Origin of the sequence: Streptomyces sp. NPDC056222 (assembly GCF_042264065.1) — a bacterium.
In the GTDB taxonomy this organism is placed as follows: Bacteria; Actinomycetota; Actinomycetes; order Streptomycetales; family Streptomycetaceae; genus Streptomyces.
On the sequence record NZ_JBHJTL010000051.1, the window covers coordinates 22736 to 39564 of the forward strand.

17 protein-coding genes are annotated in these 16829 nt (G+C 68.2%); 9 read left to right on the forward strand and 8 right to left on the reverse strand.

The features are described from left to right. Positions 1 to 30: 30 nt before the first annotated feature. The 3 genes from gnd to dnaA all read right to left on the reverse strand — a co-directional run bounded on the left by gnd (position 31) and on the right by dnaA (position 4755). On the reverse strand, positions 31 to 909 hold the full coding sequence (gene gnd / locus ACFC0D_RS23195) for a phosphogluconate dehydrogenase (NAD(+)-dependent, decarboxylating) (protein ID WP_376439029.1): 879 nt from the start codon (positions 907 to 909) through the stop codon (positions 31 to 33). A 109-nt stretch (positions 910 to 1018) separates the two neighbouring features. After that, positions 1019 to 2149: a DNA polymerase III subunit beta gene (gene dnaN, locus ACFC0D_RS23200; RefSeq protein ID WP_030205035.1), complete on the reverse strand. Its 1131-nt coding sequence runs from the start codon at positions 2147 to 2149 to the stop codon at positions 1019 to 1021. A gap of 839 nt (positions 2150 to 2988) precedes the next feature. Then, positions 2989 to 4755: a chromosomal replication initiator protein DnaA gene (gene dnaA / locus ACFC0D_RS23205; protein WP_376439033.1), complete on the reverse strand. Its 1767-nt coding sequence runs from the start codon at positions 4753 to 4755 to the stop codon at positions 2989 to 2991. A gap of 383 nt (positions 4756 to 5138) precedes the next feature. Between dnaA and rpmH the strand changes: the two genes are divergently transcribed. The 9 genes from rpmH to ACFC0D_RS23250 all read left to right on the forward strand — a co-directional run bounded on the left by rpmH (position 5139) and on the right by ACFC0D_RS23250 (position 11909). Further along, the gene (gene rpmH / locus ACFC0D_RS23210; protein WP_060891143.1) at positions 5139 to 5276 is read left to right on the forward strand and encodes a 50S ribosomal protein L34; all 138 of its coding nucleotides are present in this window, start codon (positions 5139 to 5141) and stop codon (positions 5274 to 5276) included. A gap of 21 nt (positions 5277 to 5297) precedes the next feature. Further along, a complete protein-coding gene (rnpA, locus tag ACFC0D_RS23215; protein ID WP_376439037.1) occupies positions 5298 to 5669 on the forward strand; it encodes a ribonuclease P protein component in 372 nt (123 codons plus the stop codon). After that, positions 5666 to 5992 carry a membrane protein insertion efficiency factor YidD gene (gene yidD / locus ACFC0D_RS23220; RefSeq protein ID WP_137994568.1) on the forward strand — a complete coding sequence of 109 codons (327 nt, stop codon included), beginning with the start codon at positions 5666 to 5668 and terminating at the stop codon, positions 5990 to 5992. The genes rnpA and yidD overlap by 4 nt, the downstream gene beginning before the upstream one ends. Positions 5993 to 5995: 3 nt before the next feature. After that, a complete protein-coding gene (gene yidC, locus ACFC0D_RS23225; RefSeq protein ID WP_376439041.1) occupies positions 5996 to 7306 on the forward strand; it encodes a membrane protein insertase YidC in 1311 nt (436 codons plus the stop codon). A 13-nt stretch (positions 7307 to 7319) separates the two neighbouring features. After that, positions 7320 to 7832, forward strand: coding sequence for a protein jag (locus ACFC0D_RS23230; RefSeq protein ID WP_376439044.1), 513 nt, complete (start codon positions 7320 to 7322; stop codon positions 7830 to 7832). A 115-nt stretch (positions 7833 to 7947) separates the two neighbouring features. Further along, positions 7948 to 8664, forward strand: coding sequence for a 16S rRNA (guanine(527)-N(7))-methyltransferase RsmG (gene rsmG / locus ACFC0D_RS23235; RefSeq protein ID WP_376439047.1), 717 nt, complete (start codon positions 7948 to 7950; stop codon positions 8662 to 8664). Positions 8665 to 8953: 289 nt separating this feature from the next. Then, positions 8954 to 10033 carry an AAA family ATPase gene (locus ACFC0D_RS23240; protein WP_329118463.1) on the forward strand — a complete coding sequence of 360 codons (1080 nt, stop codon included), beginning with the start codon at positions 8954 to 8956 and terminating at the stop codon, positions 10031 to 10033. Then, positions 10026 to 11132, forward strand: coding sequence for a ParB/RepB/Spo0J family partition protein (locus ACFC0D_RS23245; RefSeq protein WP_376439050.1), 1107 nt, complete (start codon positions 10026 to 10028; stop codon positions 11130 to 11132). Before ACFC0D_RS23240 ends, ACFC0D_RS23245 begins: the two co-directional genes overlap by 8 nt. 159 nt (positions 11133 to 11291) lie before the next feature. Then, positions 11292 to 11909 carry a GNAT family N-acetyltransferase gene (locus tag ACFC0D_RS23250; RefSeq protein WP_376439053.1) on the forward strand — a complete coding sequence of 206 codons (618 nt, stop codon included), beginning with the start codon at positions 11292 to 11294 and terminating at the stop codon, positions 11907 to 11909. A 78-nt stretch (positions 11910 to 11987) separates the two neighbouring features. Here ACFC0D_RS23250 and trxA read toward each other — a convergent pair whose 3' ends face one another. The 5 genes from trxA to ACFC0D_RS23275 form a co-directional block, all read right to left on the reverse strand. Then, complete coding sequence (gene trxA, locus ACFC0D_RS23255; protein ID WP_376439055.1) at positions 11988 to 12323, reverse strand: thioredoxin; 336 nt, start codon at positions 12321 to 12323, stop codon at positions 11988 to 11990. A 49-nt stretch (positions 12324 to 12372) separates the two neighbouring features. Continuing rightward, complete coding sequence (trxB, locus tag ACFC0D_RS23260; protein WP_376439057.1) at positions 12373 to 13347, reverse strand: thioredoxin-disulfide reductase; 975 nt, start codon at positions 13345 to 13347, stop codon at positions 12373 to 12375. Between the two features lie 126 nt (positions 13348 to 13473). Then, positions 13474 to 14385, reverse strand: a complete 912-nt coding sequence (locus tag ACFC0D_RS23265) for a hypothetical protein (RefSeq protein ID WP_376439060.1) — start codon at positions 14383 to 14385, stop codon at positions 13474 to 13476. Continuing rightward, complete coding sequence (gene sigM / locus ACFC0D_RS23270) at positions 14382 to 15086, reverse strand: RNA polymerase sigma factor SigM (protein WP_376439063.1); 705 nt, start codon at positions 15084 to 15086, stop codon at positions 14382 to 14384. Before sigM ends, ACFC0D_RS23265 begins: the two co-directional genes overlap by 4 nt. A 24-nt stretch (positions 15087 to 15110) precedes the next feature. Continuing rightward, a complete protein-coding gene (locus ACFC0D_RS23275; protein WP_376439066.1) occupies positions 15111 to 16820 on the reverse strand; it encodes a protein kinase family protein in 1710 nt (569 codons plus the stop codon). Positions 16821 to 16829: the final 9 nt, after the last annotated feature.

Below are 16829 nucleotides of genomic sequence, written 5' to 3' on the forward strand. Positions count from 1 at the left end.
CTGTGCACCGAGGGGTGCACAGCCTGTGGATTACTTCTTGGACTCGACCGCGTGGCCACCGAACTGGTTGCGCAGTGCGGCGATCATCTTCATCTGCGGGGAGTCGTCCTGACGCGAGGCGAACCGCGCGAACAGCGAGGCGGTGATCGCGGGCAGCGGCACCGCGTTGTCGATCGCGGCCTCCACCGTCCAGCGGCCCTCGCCGGAGTCCTGCGCGAAGCCGCGGAGCTCGTCCAGGTGCTCGTCCTCGTCCAGCGCGTTGACCGCCAGGTCCAGCAGCCAGGAACGGATGACCGTCCCCTCCTGCCAGGAGCGGAAGACCTCGCGCACGTCCGTGACGGAGTCGACCTTCTCCAGGAGCTCCCAGCCCTCGGCGTACGCCTGCATCATGGCGTACTCGATGCCGTTGTGGACCATCTTCGCGAAGTGACCCGCGCCGACCTTGCCCGCGTGCACCGAGCCGAACTCGCCCTCGGGCTTGAGCGCGTCGAAGATCGGCTGGACCCGCGCCACGTGCTCGGCGTCGCCGCCGTACATCAGCGCGTAGCCGTTCTCCAGGCCCCAGACACCGCCGGAGACGCCGCAGTCGACGAAGCCGATGCCCTTGGCCGCGAGCTCCTCGGCGTGCTTCTCGTCGTCGGTCCAGCGGGAGTTCCCTCCGTCCACGACGATGTCACCGGGGGAGAGTAGTTCCGCCAGCTCGTCGATGGTGGACTGGGTCGCGGCACCCGCCGGGACCATGACCCACACGACGCGCGGACCCTTGAGCTTGCCCACAAGCTCTTCGAGGCTGTGGACATCGGCGAGGTCCGGGTTGCGGTCGTATCCGATGACGGTGTGGCCTGCGCGGCGGATGCGCTCACGCATGTTGCCGCCCATCTTGCCGAGACCGACGAGACCGAGCTCCATCAGAGATTCCTTAAGCGTCGTGTGCGGTTTACCCGGGTCCGAGCCTACGCCCGGACCCGGGTGCACACCTGTGGGGTCAGCCGCTCAGTCGACGCCCACCAATGAGCTGTCAGCCGCTCAGGCGAACCGGCATGATCAGGTACTTGTACGCCTCGTCCGCCTCGGCGTCGACGGCCGGCTTGCCGCTCAGCAGCGCGGGCTTCGTGGACGTCGTGAACGAGAGCTGGGCGACCGGGGAGTCGATCGCGCTCAGGCCGTCCAGCAGGAAGGTCGGGTTGAAGGCGATCGAGATGTCGTCGCCCTCCAGCTGCGCGTCCACACGCTCCACAGCCTGTGCATCGTCGCTGGAGCCGGCCTCGAGGATCAGCACGCCCTGCTCGAAGCTGAGGCGGACCGGGGTGTTGCGCTCGGCCACCAGGGCCACACGCTTGACGGCCTCGACGAACGGGGCGGTCTCGATCACCGCGACCGAGTTGAACTCGGTGGGGAACAGCGTCCGGTACTTCGGCAGGTCGCCCTCGAGCAGCCGGGTGGTGGTGCGGCGGCCCGCGCCCTCGAAGCCGATCAGCCCCTCGCCCTTGCCGGAGCCGGAGAGCGCCAGGGTGACCGTGTCACCGCTGGTGAGCGCCTTGGCGGTGTCCAGGAGCGTCTTGGCGGGCACCAGGGCGACGGCCGAGGCGTCCGGGGACTCCGGCTTCCACAGGAACTCGCGGACCGCGAAGCGGTAGCGGTCGGTGGAGGCCAGGGTGACCGTGTCGCCCTCGATCTCGATGCGGACACCGGTGAGGACGGGCAGCGTGTCGTCGCGGCCCGCGGCGATGGCGACCTGGGCGGCGGCGGAGGCGAAGACCTCACCGGGCACGGTGCCGGTCGCGGTGGGCATCTCCGGCAGTGCCGGGTACTCCTCCACAGGCAGGGTGTGGAGGGTGAAGCGGGAGGAGCCGCAGACCACGGTCGCCCGTACACCGTCTGTGGAAATCTCCACCGGACGGTTGGGCAGGGCGCGGCAGATGTCGGCGAGCAGGCGGCCGGAGACCAGGACGGTGCCGTCCTCCTCGACCTCCGCCTCGACGGAGACACGGGCCGAGACCTCGTAGTCGAAGCTCGAGAAGCTCAGCGCGCCGTCCTCGGCCTTCAGCAGAAGGCCCGCGAGTACGGGCGCCGGCGGACGGGCCGGGAGGCTGCGGGCCACCCAGGCCACCGCCTCGGCGAGTACGTCGCGCTCCACCCGGATCTTCACCGGAACCGCCTCCTGCTTGTTGCTGGCTCTTCGTCGACTGCGGGAACCAGTCTGACGTACGCCGCCGACACTCGGTGCTGCTCGGGGTCAAGTCGCGACAAGAGGCCGCCGAGGCTCCGGCGCCGAGTTGTGCACAGGTCCCACTTCGAAGCGGATTCCGGGCTAACTCTATGTGGGAGTAGTAGTAGGGCCTGTGGAAACCGTGGATAACGCCATATGCGCAGGTCAACGTCGGTTTTTTGTCCACTGCCCCTGTGGGTGGACCCGGTGGACAACCGGGGTGTTCTGTGGACACCCGAAAGTTCTGCACACCCGGTACACAGGCAACCTGGAGTTCTCCCCAGTGCTGTCCCCAGCTTTACCCACGTTCCCCACAGCCCAATCGTCTCCCTTGGTGTGACCGCTTTCACTCGACGCGGTGATGCCGGGTGTTTCGTTGCCGAACAGTGGACAGCGGTGTGGAGAAGCTGTGGGCAACCGACGGCAGCCTGTGGGCCGCCGGTGGACAACCGAGAGGACCCCCTGTGGACGAAAGATTCGTCCACAACCTGTGGATCAAGGTTGCCAACAAATCCACACCCATCTGACCTGGAGTGATGACCCCTCAGCCGGATGGCCTGTGGATGCGATCCGGATAACTTCGCAGTCCCCACCCTGTGGACGGAAGATCATCCCCCAATCTGTGGAGAACGTGCCACCCGCTCCACGGATTCGAACAGCCCGGCTGTGCACACCCGTGTGGGAAACGGCGAAGGGCGCCCCGGGAGGTGTCCCGGAGCGCCCTTCGGAGGGTGCGGAGCGGCTCTCAGCCGCGTTCGCGAGCTGTCTGAGTGGCCGCCTCAGCCGTTCTTGATGCGGTTGGTCAGCTCGGTGACCTGGTTGTAGATCGAGCGCCGCTCGGCCATCAGCGCGCGGATCTTCCGGTCCGCGTGCATCACCGTCGTGTGGTCCCGGCCGCCGAACTGCGCGCCGATCTTCGGCAGCGACAGATCCGTCAGCTCCCGGCACAGATACATGGCGATCTGGCGGGCCGTCACCAGGACCCGGCTGCGCGAGGACCCGCAGAGGTCCTCCACCGTGAGCCCGAAGTAGTCGGCCGTGGCCGCCATGATGGCCGGCGCCGTGATCTCCGGCGCCGAGTCCTCGCCGCCCGGGATCAGGTCCTTGAGGACGATCTCGGTCAGCCCCAGGTCCACCGGCTGGCGGTTGAGGCTGGCGAAGGCGGTGACGCGGATCAGCGCACCCTCCAGCTCACGGATGTTCCGCGAGATCCGCGAGGCGATGAACTCCAGTACCTCCGGCGGCGCGTTGAGCTGCTCCTGCACCGCCTTCTTGCGCAGGATCGCGATCCGCGTCTCCAGCTCCGGCGGCTGCACATCGGTCGTCAGGCCCCACTCGAAGCGGTTGCGCAGCCGGTCCTCCAGGGTCATCAGCTGCTTGGGCGGCCGGTCCGAGGAGAGCACGATCTGCTTGTTCGCGTTGTGGAGCGTGTTGAAGGTGTGGAAGAACTCCTCCTGCGTCGACTCCTTGCTCGCGAGGAACTGGATGTCGTCGACCAGCAGGATGTCCACATCGCGGTACCGCTTGCGGAAGGTGTCGCCCTTGCCGTCGCGGATCGAGTTGATGAACTCGTTGGTGAACTCCTCCGAGCTCACGTACCGCACCCGCGTGCCCGGGTAGAGGCTCCGCGCGTAGTGCCCGATCGCATGCAGCAGATGCGTCTTGCCGAGGCCCGACTCCCCGTAGATGAAGAGCGGGTTGTACGCCTTCGCCGGAGCCTCGGCCACCGCGACGGCGGCGGCGTGCGCGAATCGGTTCGAGGAACCGATGACGAAGGTGTCGAAGAGGTACTTGGGGTTCAGTCGCGCGTGCTGCTCGCCGGGAGCCCCCGACGCGGAACCCTGCCCGGAGGCGCCACCGCCCACAGGACCCGACACCGGGCCGCCGGGGCGGTGCCCCGGGCCGCCGCCCTGACGCGGAGAGTCGGGCAGGTCGGCCCGCTCCGGCCGCTGCGGCTGGTCGTAGCCGGGCGGCCGCTCGTCGTACCGCGGCTGCTGGGGCTGCTGCGTGCGCGGGCCCGTGTACGGATCGCGCTCCTGGAACGAGCCGAGCCGCGGCTGCTGCCAGGACAGGTCGTCCTGGGTGCGCGGCCAGGAGCCCGGGTCGGGGCGCTGCTGCTGGTAGTCCGGGTAGGCGGGGCGCGCCGTGGGCAGGCCGTCGTCGGGCATGGGCCGGTGGCCGTATCCGTCGTACTTGTCGTACGGCTCCGCCGGCGGCCGCTCGTCGTAGCGCGGCGGCTGCTGGACCGGAGGGGCGAGGGGGGTCGGCTCACCGACCGAGTCGTCGACGGTGATCGCGATCCGGATCGGGCGGCCGCACTCGCGGCTCAGGGTCTCGCTGATCAGCGGAGCCAGGCGTCCCTCGAGAACCCGCTTGCCCCATTCGTTGGGGACGGCGAGCAGTGCGGTGTCGGCAACCAGCGCGAGAGGCTGGCAGCGCTCGATCCACTGCTTGTCCTTGGGCTCGATGCCCTGCTGGCCTTCTCCGAGGAGCTGCTCGAGCACGCGTGGCCACACTGCGGCAAGATCGGCAGGTACGTCAGCCACAGGGCACGCTTTCTCGCAGGTCCCACGAATGTGTGGTTCTCGGGACAGTGGGTCGAAGTTCCGTCGAGGACAGGTAAGGACAGAACGGAAAAAGATTGAGGAGTCCAGCCACGGTAGTCGCGGCGGCTGACCTCGTTCAAGTTGTTGTCCACAGCCTGTGCACAATGGACCCCGGTGATCGGTCGGTTTGACCGGATGGCGTAGCCGCGCGTACCGTAACCAGGTCGAGTTGTCGATGGCTGCTGCCGCCTGCCTCCGATGGGCAAAGATCACGGTCTGTGATCGTGAAGCGGTGCACTCGGGCGTATTGCGAGCTACTCGTGGGCGCACGGTGACAGCCAGGCGATGTCCCGCCATCTACGAATCATTTCTGGAGCCCCCGAGTGAGCAAGCGCACCTTCCAGCCGAACAACCGTCGCCGCGCCAAGACCCACGGCTTCCGCCTGCGGATGCGTACGCGTGCCGGTCGCGCCATCCTGGCGAACCGCCGTTCCAAGGGTCGCTCGAGCCTGTCCGCCTGATCCGCTTAAACAGGTCATGACGTGCTGCCTACCGAGAATCGGCTGAGGCGGCGCGAGGACTTCGCAACCGCGGTACGCCGAGGGCGCCGGGCCGGTCGCCCGCTCCTCGTCGTCCACCTGAACAGCGGTGCAACGAACCCGCACGCGCCTGGGGAGAGCGCTTCCCCGGCACGTGCGGGTTTCGTCGTGAGCAAGGCCGTGGGCGGTGCCGTCGTACGCAACCAGGTAAAGCGACGCCTGCGCCATCTCGTCCGCGAACGACTGTCCGAGCTGCCCCCCGGTAGCCTTGTGGTCGTACGGGCATTGCCCGGAGCCGGCGACGCCGATCACGCACAGCTGGCCCGAGACCTGGACACCGCTCTTCAGCGGCTCCTGGGAGGGGGCACGCGATGAAGTACCCGCTGCTGGCTCTCATCAAGCTGTACCAGTGGACGATCAGCCCGCTCCTCGGGCCCGTCTGCCGGTACTACCCGTCGTGTTCCCACTATGGATTCACGGCCATCGACCGGCATGGCGCGATCAAGGGCACAGCCCTGACCGCCTGGCGCATCCTGCGGTGCAATCCGTGGTCGCCCGGCGGCGTGGACCACGTGCCTCCGCGCAAGCGTCCGCGCTGGCATGAACTGCTGCGGAACGCGCTACGTGGCGACAAGGGCGGGTCCACCGCCGAGACGAGCCCGGCCGCAGAGACCTCGCCCAATGCTCAAGGAGCCTGATTAGTGGACACGATTGCCAATTTCTTCAGCTTCATCACCACACCTGTCTCATGGGTGATCGTCCAGTTCCACAAGTTGTATGGGGCGATCTTCGGTCCTGACACGGGCTGGGCCTGGGGCCTGTCGATCGTGTCCCTCGTGGTGCTGATCCGTATCTGTCTGATCCCGCTCTTCGTGAAGCAGATCAAGTCGACGCGGAACATGCAGGCGCTCCAGCCGAAGATGAAGGCGATTCAGGAGCGCTACAAGAGCGACAAGCAGCGTCAGTCCGAAGAGATGATGAAGCTGTACAAGGAGACGGGCACCAACCCGCTCTCCTCGTGCCTTCCCATCCTGGCGCAGTCGCCGTTCTTCTTCGCCCTGTACTCGGTGCTGTCCCACATCGCCGAGGGCAAGACGATCGGCGTCATCGATCAGCCACTGCTCGAGAGTGCCCGCCAGGCGCACATCTTCGGCGCTCCGCTGGCCGCCACCTTCACCGACAGCGCCGCTGAGGTCGCCGCCCTCGACGCCTCGCTGACCTCGGTCCGCATCGTCACCGCGGTCATGATCATCATGATGTCGGCCTCGCAGTTCTACACGCAGCGCCAGCTGATGATGAAGAACGTCGACCTCTCGGTGAAGACGCCGTACATGCAGCAGCAGAAGATGCTCATGTACATCTTCCCGGTGATCTTCGCCGTCATGGGCATCAACTTCCCCGTCGGTGTTCTCGTCTACTGGCTGACCACCAACGTGTGGACCATGGGCCAGCAGATGTACGTGATCAGCCAGAACCCCACCCCGGGCAGCAAGGCCCAGGACGCCTACCTCCAGCGCCTGCTGAAGAGCGTCGGCTCGCACGGTGAGGTCCGCGGTCGTCGTCGGAAGAACATTGTCAAGGCCATCGTCGCCAAGGGCGCCGATCGCAACGAGAACGAGCGCCGCTTCTTCTCGGGTCTGGCCAAGGCCGGCTTCGCGCCCCAGACCGACGGCACCGTGATCAAGAGCGACACCGTCGCCGCCGAGGTCGAGGGCGGTGCCGCCGCCAAGCGTCAGCAGCCCAAGCGCCAGACCAAGGCCAAGCGTCAGGCCGCGGCCCAGCACTCCACGGCGAAGGCCGAGGACGTCGCGGATTCCGAGGAGCCCGGCGAGAAGCCCACCACCTCGCTGGAGAAGAAGCCGCAGGACGAGGCCAAGAGCGAGGCCAAGGACTCGGCGGAGGGCGACAAGCCCGCGCGCCCGAGCCGGGCCAACTCCGGCGGCAATCGTCAGGCCAAGTCCGGTCAGCGCAAGGGCCAGCAGCGCCCGAAGCACCCGTCGTCCAAGAAGTAGAAGGAGTCCATCCGTGACGGAAGGCACCATCTCCGCCGCCGCCGAGGGTGGCGACACCCTGACCCGCCTCGAGCAGGAGGGTGAGATCGCGGCTGACTACCTCGAGGGTCTGCTCGACATCGCCGACCTCGACGGCGACATCGACATGGACGTCGAGGCGGACCGTGCGGCGGTCTCGATCGTCAGCGACTCGAGCAGCCGGGACCTGCAGAAGCTCGTGGGCCGTGACGGCGAGGTGCTGGAGGCGCTCCAGGAGCTGACCCGCCTGGCCGTGCACCGGGAGACCGGTGACCGTAGCCGGCTGATGCTCGACATCGCCGGGTTCCGCGCCAAGAAGCGCGCGGAGCTCGCCGAGATCGGTGCCAAGGCCGCGTCCGAGGTGAAGTCGACCGGCGAGCCGGTCAAGCTGGACCCGATGACGCCGTTCGAGCGCAAGGTCGTGCACGACGCGGTCGCCGCGGCCGGTCTGCGCAGCGAGTCCGAGGGCGAGGAGCCGCAGCGCTTCGTCGTCGTACTCCCTGCCTGACCCCTCTCGCAGTGTCGGCCCCGTCTGCTCGCAGGCGGGGCCGATCTTGTCAGCCTGATAGTCAGCCACCACAGTGCGCTCGCACCTATGTGTGCGGTGCGGAAGGACGGTTCCCGTGACGGAGGCAGCGGAGCTCCCCCCTGCGCCCGAACAGGCGCGGACGGTATTCGGTGAGTTCTTCCCGGAGGCCGTCCGGTACGCGGAGCTCCTCGCGGACGCGGGCGTCAAGCGTGGGCTGATCGGCCCGCGTGAGGTTCCCCGGCTGTGGGAGAGGCACCTGCTGAACTGTGCGGTGCTCTCCGAGGTGGTGCCCGAGGGCGTCACCGTGTGCGACGTCGGCTCGGGCGCCGGGCTGCCCGGTATCCCCCTGGCCCTCGTACGGCCGGACCTGAAGATCACGCTCCTGGAGCCGCTGCTCCGCCGTACGAACTTCCTCCAGGAGGTCGTGGAGCTGCTGGGTCTGGACCATGTCACCGTGGTGCGCGGCCGTGCCGAGGAGATGCTCGGCAAGCTTCCGCCCGTGCATGTCGTGACCGCTCGCGCCGTGGCGCCGCTGGACCGGCTGGCCGGCTGGGGAGTCCCGCTGCTGCGTCCGTACGGAGAGATGCTGGCACTCAAGGGCGACACGGCCGAGGAGGAGATCGACGGCGCCCGCGCCGCGCTCTCCAAGCTCGGTGTGGTGGGGACCTCCGTGGTCCAGGTCGGCGAGGGCATCGTGGATCCCCTGTCGACCGTCGTCCGGGTGGAGGTCGGTGAGAGCCCGGGTGGTGTGAGGTTCGCCGCAAAACGCGCCAAGGCCGCCCGTCCCAGCCGCACCCGTCGTCGTCGCTGAGCCGTCAATACGACGTGACTGAGTCGTCAATGCGGCGCGACTGAGCCGTACAAGCTGCCATACGTACGTATTTCGGAGTGTCGAGCAGTCCTGGGTGAGCGGCGCGTGCATCGTGTTTCACGTGAAACGTCGCTCACTGCTGCAGGGGATCATCAGCCGCGGCCGCGCGGCTGCCACGCCACGGGACCGCAAACCTCTCGCGAAGCCACTCGCAAGGGGTACGGGATTGTCCACAGAGGTGGATTCCTCCACAGAACCACGGGCCTCGCTGGTTCGCGACCCCGAAAGCATGGCAGGCTCTGTTCATCGCGAGCCTGAAGCCGAGGAGAGTGAATCCTTGCGGTCCGACGCCAACATCGCGGGACCGATGACCGATCCGGTCCCCGGTCCCCGAACCGAATCGGTGGGGGAGGATGTTTCACGTGAAACACCGCCCCCGATGGACGACACCCCCATTGGTCGTGCTGCCCAACTGGCAGTAGAGGCACTGGGGCGTGCCGGCGAGGGTCTTCCCCGGCCTGCACAGACACGCGTGATGGTGGTTGCCAACCAGAAGGGCGGTGTCGGCAAGACGACCACGACGGTCAACCTTGCCGCCTCCCTGGCGCTGCATGGGGCACGTGTTCTGGTCATCGACCTCGACCCGCAGGGGAACGCCTCCACGGCCCTGGGTATCGACCACCACTCCGAAGTTCCCTCGATCTATGACGTCCTGGTGGAGAGCAAGCCGCTCTCCGACGTGGTGCAGCCCGTTCAGGACGTCGAAGGTCTCTTCTGCGCCCCCGCCACCATCGATCTCGCCGGTGCGGAGATCGAGCTGGTGTCGCTGGTGGCGCGGGAGAGTCGACTGCAGCGAGCGATCCAGGCGTATGAGCAGCCGCTGGACTACATCCTGATCGACTGCCCGCCCTCGCTCGGCCTGCTGACGGTCAACGCCATGGTGGCGGGGGCCGAGGTGCTGATCCCGATCCAGTGCGAGTACTACGCGCTGGAGGGCCTGGGCCAGCTCCTGCGGAACGTCGACCTGGTGCGTGGGCACCTCAACCCCACGCTTCATGTCTCGACGATCCTGCTCACCATGTACGACGGCCGGACGAGGCTCGCCTCGCAGGTCGCCGACGAGGTGCGCACCCACTTCGGCGAGGAGGTGCTGCGGACCAGCATCCCGCGATCCGTGCGCATCTCGGAGGCGCCGAGCTACGGTCAGACCGTCCTCACCTACGACCCGGGCTCAAGTGGTTCGCTGTCGTATCTCGAGGCGGCCCGTGAGATCGCGATGCGGGGTGTCGGCATCCAGTACGACCCCCAGCACGCCCACGTGGGCCACCAGAACAGCCAGCCAAGCATGTCGGAGGGATTCAGTGAGTGAGCGACGTAGAGGGTTGGGGCGTGGGCTCGGTGCGCTGATCCCTGCTGCTCCCCAGGAGCGGCAGGCGCCGGCCGCCGGTGTGGGGACGGGCTCCGCCTCCCCCGGAGCCGTTCCGGCCATGGCCTCGGAGCGAGGTGTGGCTGCCGCGAAGGTGGCGACCCTTCCTCAGAGCCCGCAGTCCCCGGACTCGGTTGTCCCGGTGATCGAGGCCGTGTCGGTCGTGGAGCCGGAGTCCCCCGCCGGGGCGCACTTCGCCGAGCTGCCGCTGGACTTCATCACGCCCAACCCGAAGCAACCGCGTGAGGTCTTCGACGAGGACGCTCTGGCCGAGCTGGTCACCTCCATCAAGGAGGTCGGTCTGCTCCAGCCGGTCGTCGTACGGCAGCTGGGTGCCGAGCGCTATGAACTCATCATGGGTGAGCGCCGCTGGAGGGCGTGCCGTGAGGCCGGCCTGGAGCGCATCCCCGCGATCGTTCGTGCCACGGAGGACGAGAAGCTTCTCCTGGATGCCCTCCTGGAGAACCTTCACCGGGCTCAGCTGAACCCGCTGGAAGAGGCCGCCGCCTACGACCAGCTGCTCAAGGACTTCAACTGCACCCATGACCAGTTGGCCGACCGCATCGGGCGCTCGCGCCCGCAGGTCTCCAACACGCTGCGTCTGCTGCGGCTGTCGCCTCCGGTCCAGCGACGGGTCGCGGCCGGTGTGCTCTCGGCCGGCCATGCCCGCGCCCTGCTCTCCGTGGAGGACCCGGAGACCCAGGACAAGCTGGCGTACCGGATCGTGGCCGAGGGTCTCTCGGTCCGTGCGGTCGAGGAGATCGTGACGCTGATGGGCTCCGAGCCCACCGCCACGACGAAGGCGAAGGGGCCGAGGGCGGGGGCGCGTGTCTCCCCGGCACTGACGGGTCTGGCCACCCGGCTCTCCGATCGCTTCGAGACTCGCGTGAAGGTCGACCTGGGGCAGAAGAAGGGAAAGATCGTCGTCGAGTTCGCCTCGATAGAGGATCTGGACCGGATCCTCTCGACCCTTGCTCCGGGTGAGGGGCGGGTCATGGACCAGGTGAACTCCGAGCAGGGCGAGGAAGACGACGAGGGCTGATCTGCCTTCTGGAGCCTTCAGGGCGGGCCGTTTTCCGGTGAAAGCCGGGACACGGCCCGCCCTTTGCGCTGAGTGCGGTATCGCCCTGATCGCCCCATCGATACGATTCTGTGAGGGCGTATCCAACACTGCGATGGCCGTGGGAAGCGAGGAACAGCCGTGGGGCGTCGGCTCGTACCGCTCACTCTGGACAACCTTCCGGACCTCCCCAAGCGGTGCCGCTCCTGCGTGTTCTGGGAGCTGGACCCCGTGAGTGGGGAGGCCGCGGTGAAGGCCGGCCGGCCGGAGTTGGAGAAGGAGGCCTGGATCTCCGCGGTGCTGCTGGAGTGGGGATCCTGCGGGCGGGTGGTCTATGTGGATGAGGTCCCAGTCGGCTTCGTTCTCTACGCACCCCCGGCATATGTGCCGCGCTCCATGGCCTTCCCCACGAGCCCGGTCTCCGCGGACTCGGTGCAGTTGATGACGGCTTGGATCATGCCGGGGTACCAGGGGCAGGGGCTCGGCCGGATGATGGTGCAGACCGTCGCGAAGGACTTGCTGAGGCGCGGGTTCAAGGCGATCGAGGCGTTCGGGGATGCGCGATGGAAGGAGCCGGCCTGCGTGCTGCCGGCCGAGCATCTTCTCGCTGTGGGCTTCAAGACCGTGCGACCTCACCCGAGCCATCCGCGGCTGAGGCTGGAGCTCAGGACGACGCTGTCCTGGAAGGAGGACGTCGAACTGGCGCTGGACCGGCTCCTGGGCGCCGTCCAGAAGGAACCGGCGCTGCGGCCCCTCTGAGGACGACCCCTCCAACGACGACAACGGCCCGCCTCCATCCGGAGGCGGGCCGTTCGTGTTTCACGTGAAACAGAGGCGTCAGGCGGTGGCCTCGACGAAGCCCTCGAGGTCACGGAGGATCGCGGCCTTCGGCTTGGCACCGACGATCGTCTTCACGACCTCGCCGCCCTGGTAGACGTTGAGCGTCGGGATGGACATGACGCCGTACTTGGCAGCCGTGGCCGGGTTCTCGTCGATGTTGAGCTTCACAACCTCGATCTCGCCGTGCTCGGCGGCGATCGCCTCGAGCGACGGGGCGATCTGGCGGCAGGGTCCGCACCAAGCGGCCCAGAAGTCCACCAGGACGGGCTTGTCGCTCTTGAGGACGTCCTCCTCGAAGGAAGCGTCGGTCACGTTCTTCAGGGCGCCGGCCACGGCGACCTCCTTAACTTCGCGGGGTGTGGGGTGAGGAAAGCCGGGTGGGTCAGACCACGGGGGTCGTCGCCGGCTCGGCGACCTTCTCGTTGTCGGCGAGGGCGGCCAGGTAACGCTCGGCGTCGAGCGCGGAGGAGCAGCCGGTGCCGGCGGCGGTGATCGCCTGACGGTAGGTGTGGTCGACGACGTCACCGGCACCGAAGACACCGGAGAGGTTCGTCTTCGTCGACGGGGCGTCGACCTTGAGGTAGCCCTCCTCGTCCAGCTCCAGCTGGCCCTTGAAGAGCTCGGTGCGCGGGTCGTGGCCCACGGCGATGAAGAGACCGGTCACCGGCAGCTCGCTGGTCTCGCCCGTCTTGGTGTTGCGCAGGGTCAGACCGGAGAGCTTCTGGTCGCCGTGGATCTCGGCGACCTCGCTGTCCCAGGCGAACTTGATCTTCGGGTCGGCGAAGGCGCGCTCCTGCATCGCCTTGGAGGCGCGCAGAGAGTCCCGACGGTGGACGATCGTGACGGACTTGGCGAAGCGCGAGAGGAACGTGGCCTCCTCCATCGCGGTGTCGCCGCCGCCGACGACGGCGATGTCCTGGTCCTTGAAGAAGAACCCGTCGCAGGTGGCGCACCAGGAGACACCGCGGCCGGAGAGCTCGTCCTCCTTGGGCAGACCGAGCTTGCGGTGCTGCGAACCGGTGGTGACGATGACGGCCTTCGCGCGGTGCACGGTGCCGGCGGTGTCCGTGACGGTCTTGATCTCGCCGGTGAGGTCCACGGCGACGACATCGTCGGGGACAAGCTCGGCGCCGAAGCGCTCGGCCTGGGCGCGCATGTTGTCCATCAGGTCCGGGCCCATGATGCCGTCACGGAAGCCGGGGAAGTTCTCCACGTCGGTCGTGTTCATCAGTGCGCCACCAGCGGTGACAGCACCCTCGAAGACCAGCGGCTTCAGCGACGCACGCGCTGTGTAGAGCGCAGCGGTGTAACCCGCGGGCCCGGAGCCGATGATGATCACGTTACGGACGTCGCTCACGGGTTTCTTCCTCGTCTCTGCAGACTGCCTACTACCTACGGGGCGGTCGATCGGTGACTCTCACCCCACCCAACGGATCCTACGGGGCGAGCATTCCCGAGACCGCCGTGCGGCACGGCGTCTCTGTCAGGACCGGGGGTAGACCCTCGTCATCAGAACCTCGGCCTTGGCCTGTCCTCCGCCGTCGGCACAGGAAGCGTCCAGCACAAAGGCCTGCACATGAGTGCTCTCGGTTCCCTGAGGCAGCACGACGAGATAGGCCGGGGTGCCCTGGTAGTCGCCCTTCTCGAAGGCGAGAACCGCGTCGGCCCGGCCGGTGCCGGCCTTGACGCAGCTGGGCAGAGACTCCGCCATGCCTCGCTTGGTGGCGTCACCGCCGTCTTCGGTAGACATGGACTCCGGGGGCATGCCGCCGGGGTCCTTGAGAGTGCCCTGCGGCTGCAGGAGCTCCTGGATCCGGGACTCGACCGACCGGCCGTCGAACTGGTCCGGGGCAACTCCGCTGGCGGCGGTGTCGGTCTTCTTGACGCCCGACTCGCCACTGAGCGTCTGGAGCCCGCCCTGGACGAAGAAGAGACTCATGCCCAGCGCCGCGGCACCGAAGACCGCGCCGAGGGTGGCGATCCGGCGGCGTCGATTCTTGCGGCGGCCCGGTCCGGTGGCGGCGCGAGGACGGCCGGCAGGACGGTCCGTGGCGGCGGGAGCCGGGCTGGGGTGCGGAGCCGGGGCGCTCGGTGTTTCACGTGAAACATGCGCGTCGACATCCGGCGTGGTGGCGTTCAGAAGCGCTTCTGCTGCCAGGGCGGCATCGATGCGGCCGGCGATCTCGGCGGGCATCCGCGGCGGCCCGGGGAGCGTACCGAGCAGCCCACGGATCTCCTCCAGGGAGGTCCGTACATCCGCGCACAGGGGACAGTCGACGAGATGCTGTCGTACGGCCGCAGTGCGGGACGGAGAAAGCAGCCCCTCGGTGAGATCGGAGATCTCCGAGACGTCCGGGTGCTGTGTTGTGTCGGCCCTGCCGGTCGTGGAAGTCACGCGCGCCCACCTCCGCCCTTCACAGCAGCCGGACCATTCGATCCGTTATCCGTTGGCCCCGACACCGGTGGGACGGATGTCCCCGGCGTCCGGTTCCTTCCCCGGTCGGAGGCCTCGTTACCCCCCGTATCTGCGCGCAGATGGATGAGCATCGGCAGCAACCGGGCCCGCCCTCGCGCACAGCGGCTTTTCACCGTTCCGGTGGGGACATCCAGGATGCGGGCCGCCTCCGCCACCGGGTACCCCTGCATGTCCACCAGGACGAGCGCGGCCCGCTGGTCCTCGGGGAGTTTGGCGAGGGCGGCCAGCAGCTCACGGTGGAGGTCCTGGCGTTCGGCGGGGGCCTCGGCCGACTCGGCGGGTTCGAGGAGCTGCTCGAAGCGCTCCGTGTCGTCCATGGGAGAGGTCTTGCGGGAGGCGGTCTTGCGGGCACGGTCGAGACAGGCGTTCACCGTGATCCGGTGGAGCCAGGTCGTGACGGCCGACTGCCCCCGGAAGGTGTGCGCGGCCCGGAAGGCGGAGACAAGGGCGTCCTGGACGGCGTCAGCGGCCTCCTCGCGGTCTCCCAGCGTCCGCAGGGCCACCGCCCAGAGCCGATCGCGATGCCGCCGCACAAGCTCACCGAAGGCGTCGGGATCGCCGGCGACATGGCGCGCCAGGAGATCCTGGTCGCTGATGTCGCCCCCTATGGCTTTGTCCAACGGTGAGCCCCCTCCCGGATGCCGTCAGCTCGTGATCTTGATATCCGTGATCTTGCCGCGGTAACCGCCCCCGCTGCCGGGCAGGTCGGTCAGCCAGACGAGAACGTAGCGGGTCTTCACCGCCTTCGGCGGGGCGAGCGGTACGTGCGTTCCGGAGCCCTGGGCCAGCGTGGTGAAGCCGTCGGCAGACGTGGGCTGGTCCGAAGCGTTCTCGGGTGCCAGTCGCAGCTGTACGGAGGTGGTGCCTTCGAACGTGACGTCCACCTTGCCGACCTGCTGCACCGAGCCGAGGTCCAGAACGAGGCCCACGCCTTCCTTCAGCCTGCCGAAGTTCGAGTACCCGTAGTAGATGGACGTCTGCCATGACGTCGAGGGATTGCCGTCGTAGGCGTTCCCTATCTCCGACGGAGTCTCGGCGCCGTCGCCCTCCGGGTCGAAGTCGTGAGCGCCGACGATGGCGACCGGCTTGCCCGTCTCGGGTGCCTTCTCGTCCTCGTTGTTCTTCTCCGGCTGAGTCGTCTGCGGCGTCTCGGTCGCGTCCTTCTGGCCGAGCAGCCGGTCCGCGATCTGCCAGCTGCCCAGTCCGAGCGCGGCGATGAGCAGCGCCGACACGGCCCACTTCAGAGCTCTGCCCGTACGGCTCTCCAGCGGGGCCGGAGGCGCCATGACGGGCTGGGTGACCGAGACGCCCGGGCGCTGCTGCGGGCGGCCGTACGTGCCCTGCTGGTAGGTGGTGCGCTGGTACTCGGGCGGAGTGGGGAACTCGGGCTCCGGCGGGCGGATGCGGGGCATCGCCGCCACGGCCTTGGCGAGCTCGTCCGGGGTGGTGCAGGGCGGCTCCTGGCGCGAGGCGGTGGCCCCGTCGTTGGCCAGGGCGCGCATGGCGATCTCTGAGAGGCCGCGGTGGACGCCGGCCCGCACCTGGTCGGGGGCCAGCAGGCCCACACCCTTGGGGAGCCCGGAGAGGCCGTAGGCGTCACTGTCGTACGGCCAGCGCTGGGTCAGCGCCGCGTACAGCAGGGCGCCGATCGCCTCGGTGTCGGCGCGCTGGGGGCGCTCCGCGCTGATCCCGCGCAGCGCGGCGTTCACGGCCAGGCCGCGGATCCGGTACTGGCCGGTGGAGCTGCGCAGCACCGCGCTCGGGGTGAGGCGGAGGTGGGCAAGGCCCTCGCGGTGTGCGGCGGCCATCGCCTGGGAGACCTGGCTGACGAGCTGATAGGCGTCGTGCGGCTCCAGGGGGCCCGCGGCGAGCAGAGCCGTCAGTTCGGTGGAGTCGGGAAGCCACTCGTGCACCACGTACACGAGATCGTTCTCTTCCACGGCGTCGAGGACCTGGACGAACCGGGGGTCTCCGAGAAGCGCCGAGGAACGGGCCGCCGCGAGGACCGAACGGGCCCGAGGGTGGTCGGCCGGCAGCAGATGGACACCGACCGCCCGCCGCAGTTTCTCGTCGACGGCACGCCAACTGCTGAAACCGTCCAGACGAGTGACGCACTCCTCCAGGCGGTAACGCCTGGCCAACTTGTGCCCGCTGTGCAGTTCGGGTGTCTCGATGGAGGGCTGTTCGCCGTTCTGCCGGGTACCGGCCTCGTCCTCTTCGACCTCGGCGGACTTGTCCGCCTGGTCCTGCGCTTCCGCCACCCCGTCGGTCGCGGCCTTGTCCGCCTTGGCGGTCAGCGGGTCGTCACCGCTGTTGTCGGCCACGTCGACGGCAGCCGTGCTACGTTCCGCCACCGTCGTTCC

Bases quoted from the DNA above. Each gene is read 5' to 3' on its own strand.
- yidD (WP_137994568.1), top strand. From the start codon at position 5,666: ATGAAGTACCCGCTGCTGGCTCTCATCAAGCTGTACCAGTGGACGATC.
- ACFC0D_RS23240 (WP_329118463.1), top strand. From the start codon at position 8,954: ATGGCAGGCTCTGTTCATCGCGAGCCTGAAGCCGAGGAGAGTGAATCC.
- gnd (WP_376439029.1), bottom strand. From the start codon at position 909: ATGGAGCTCGGTCTCGTCGGTCTCGGCAAGATGGGCGGCAACATGCGT.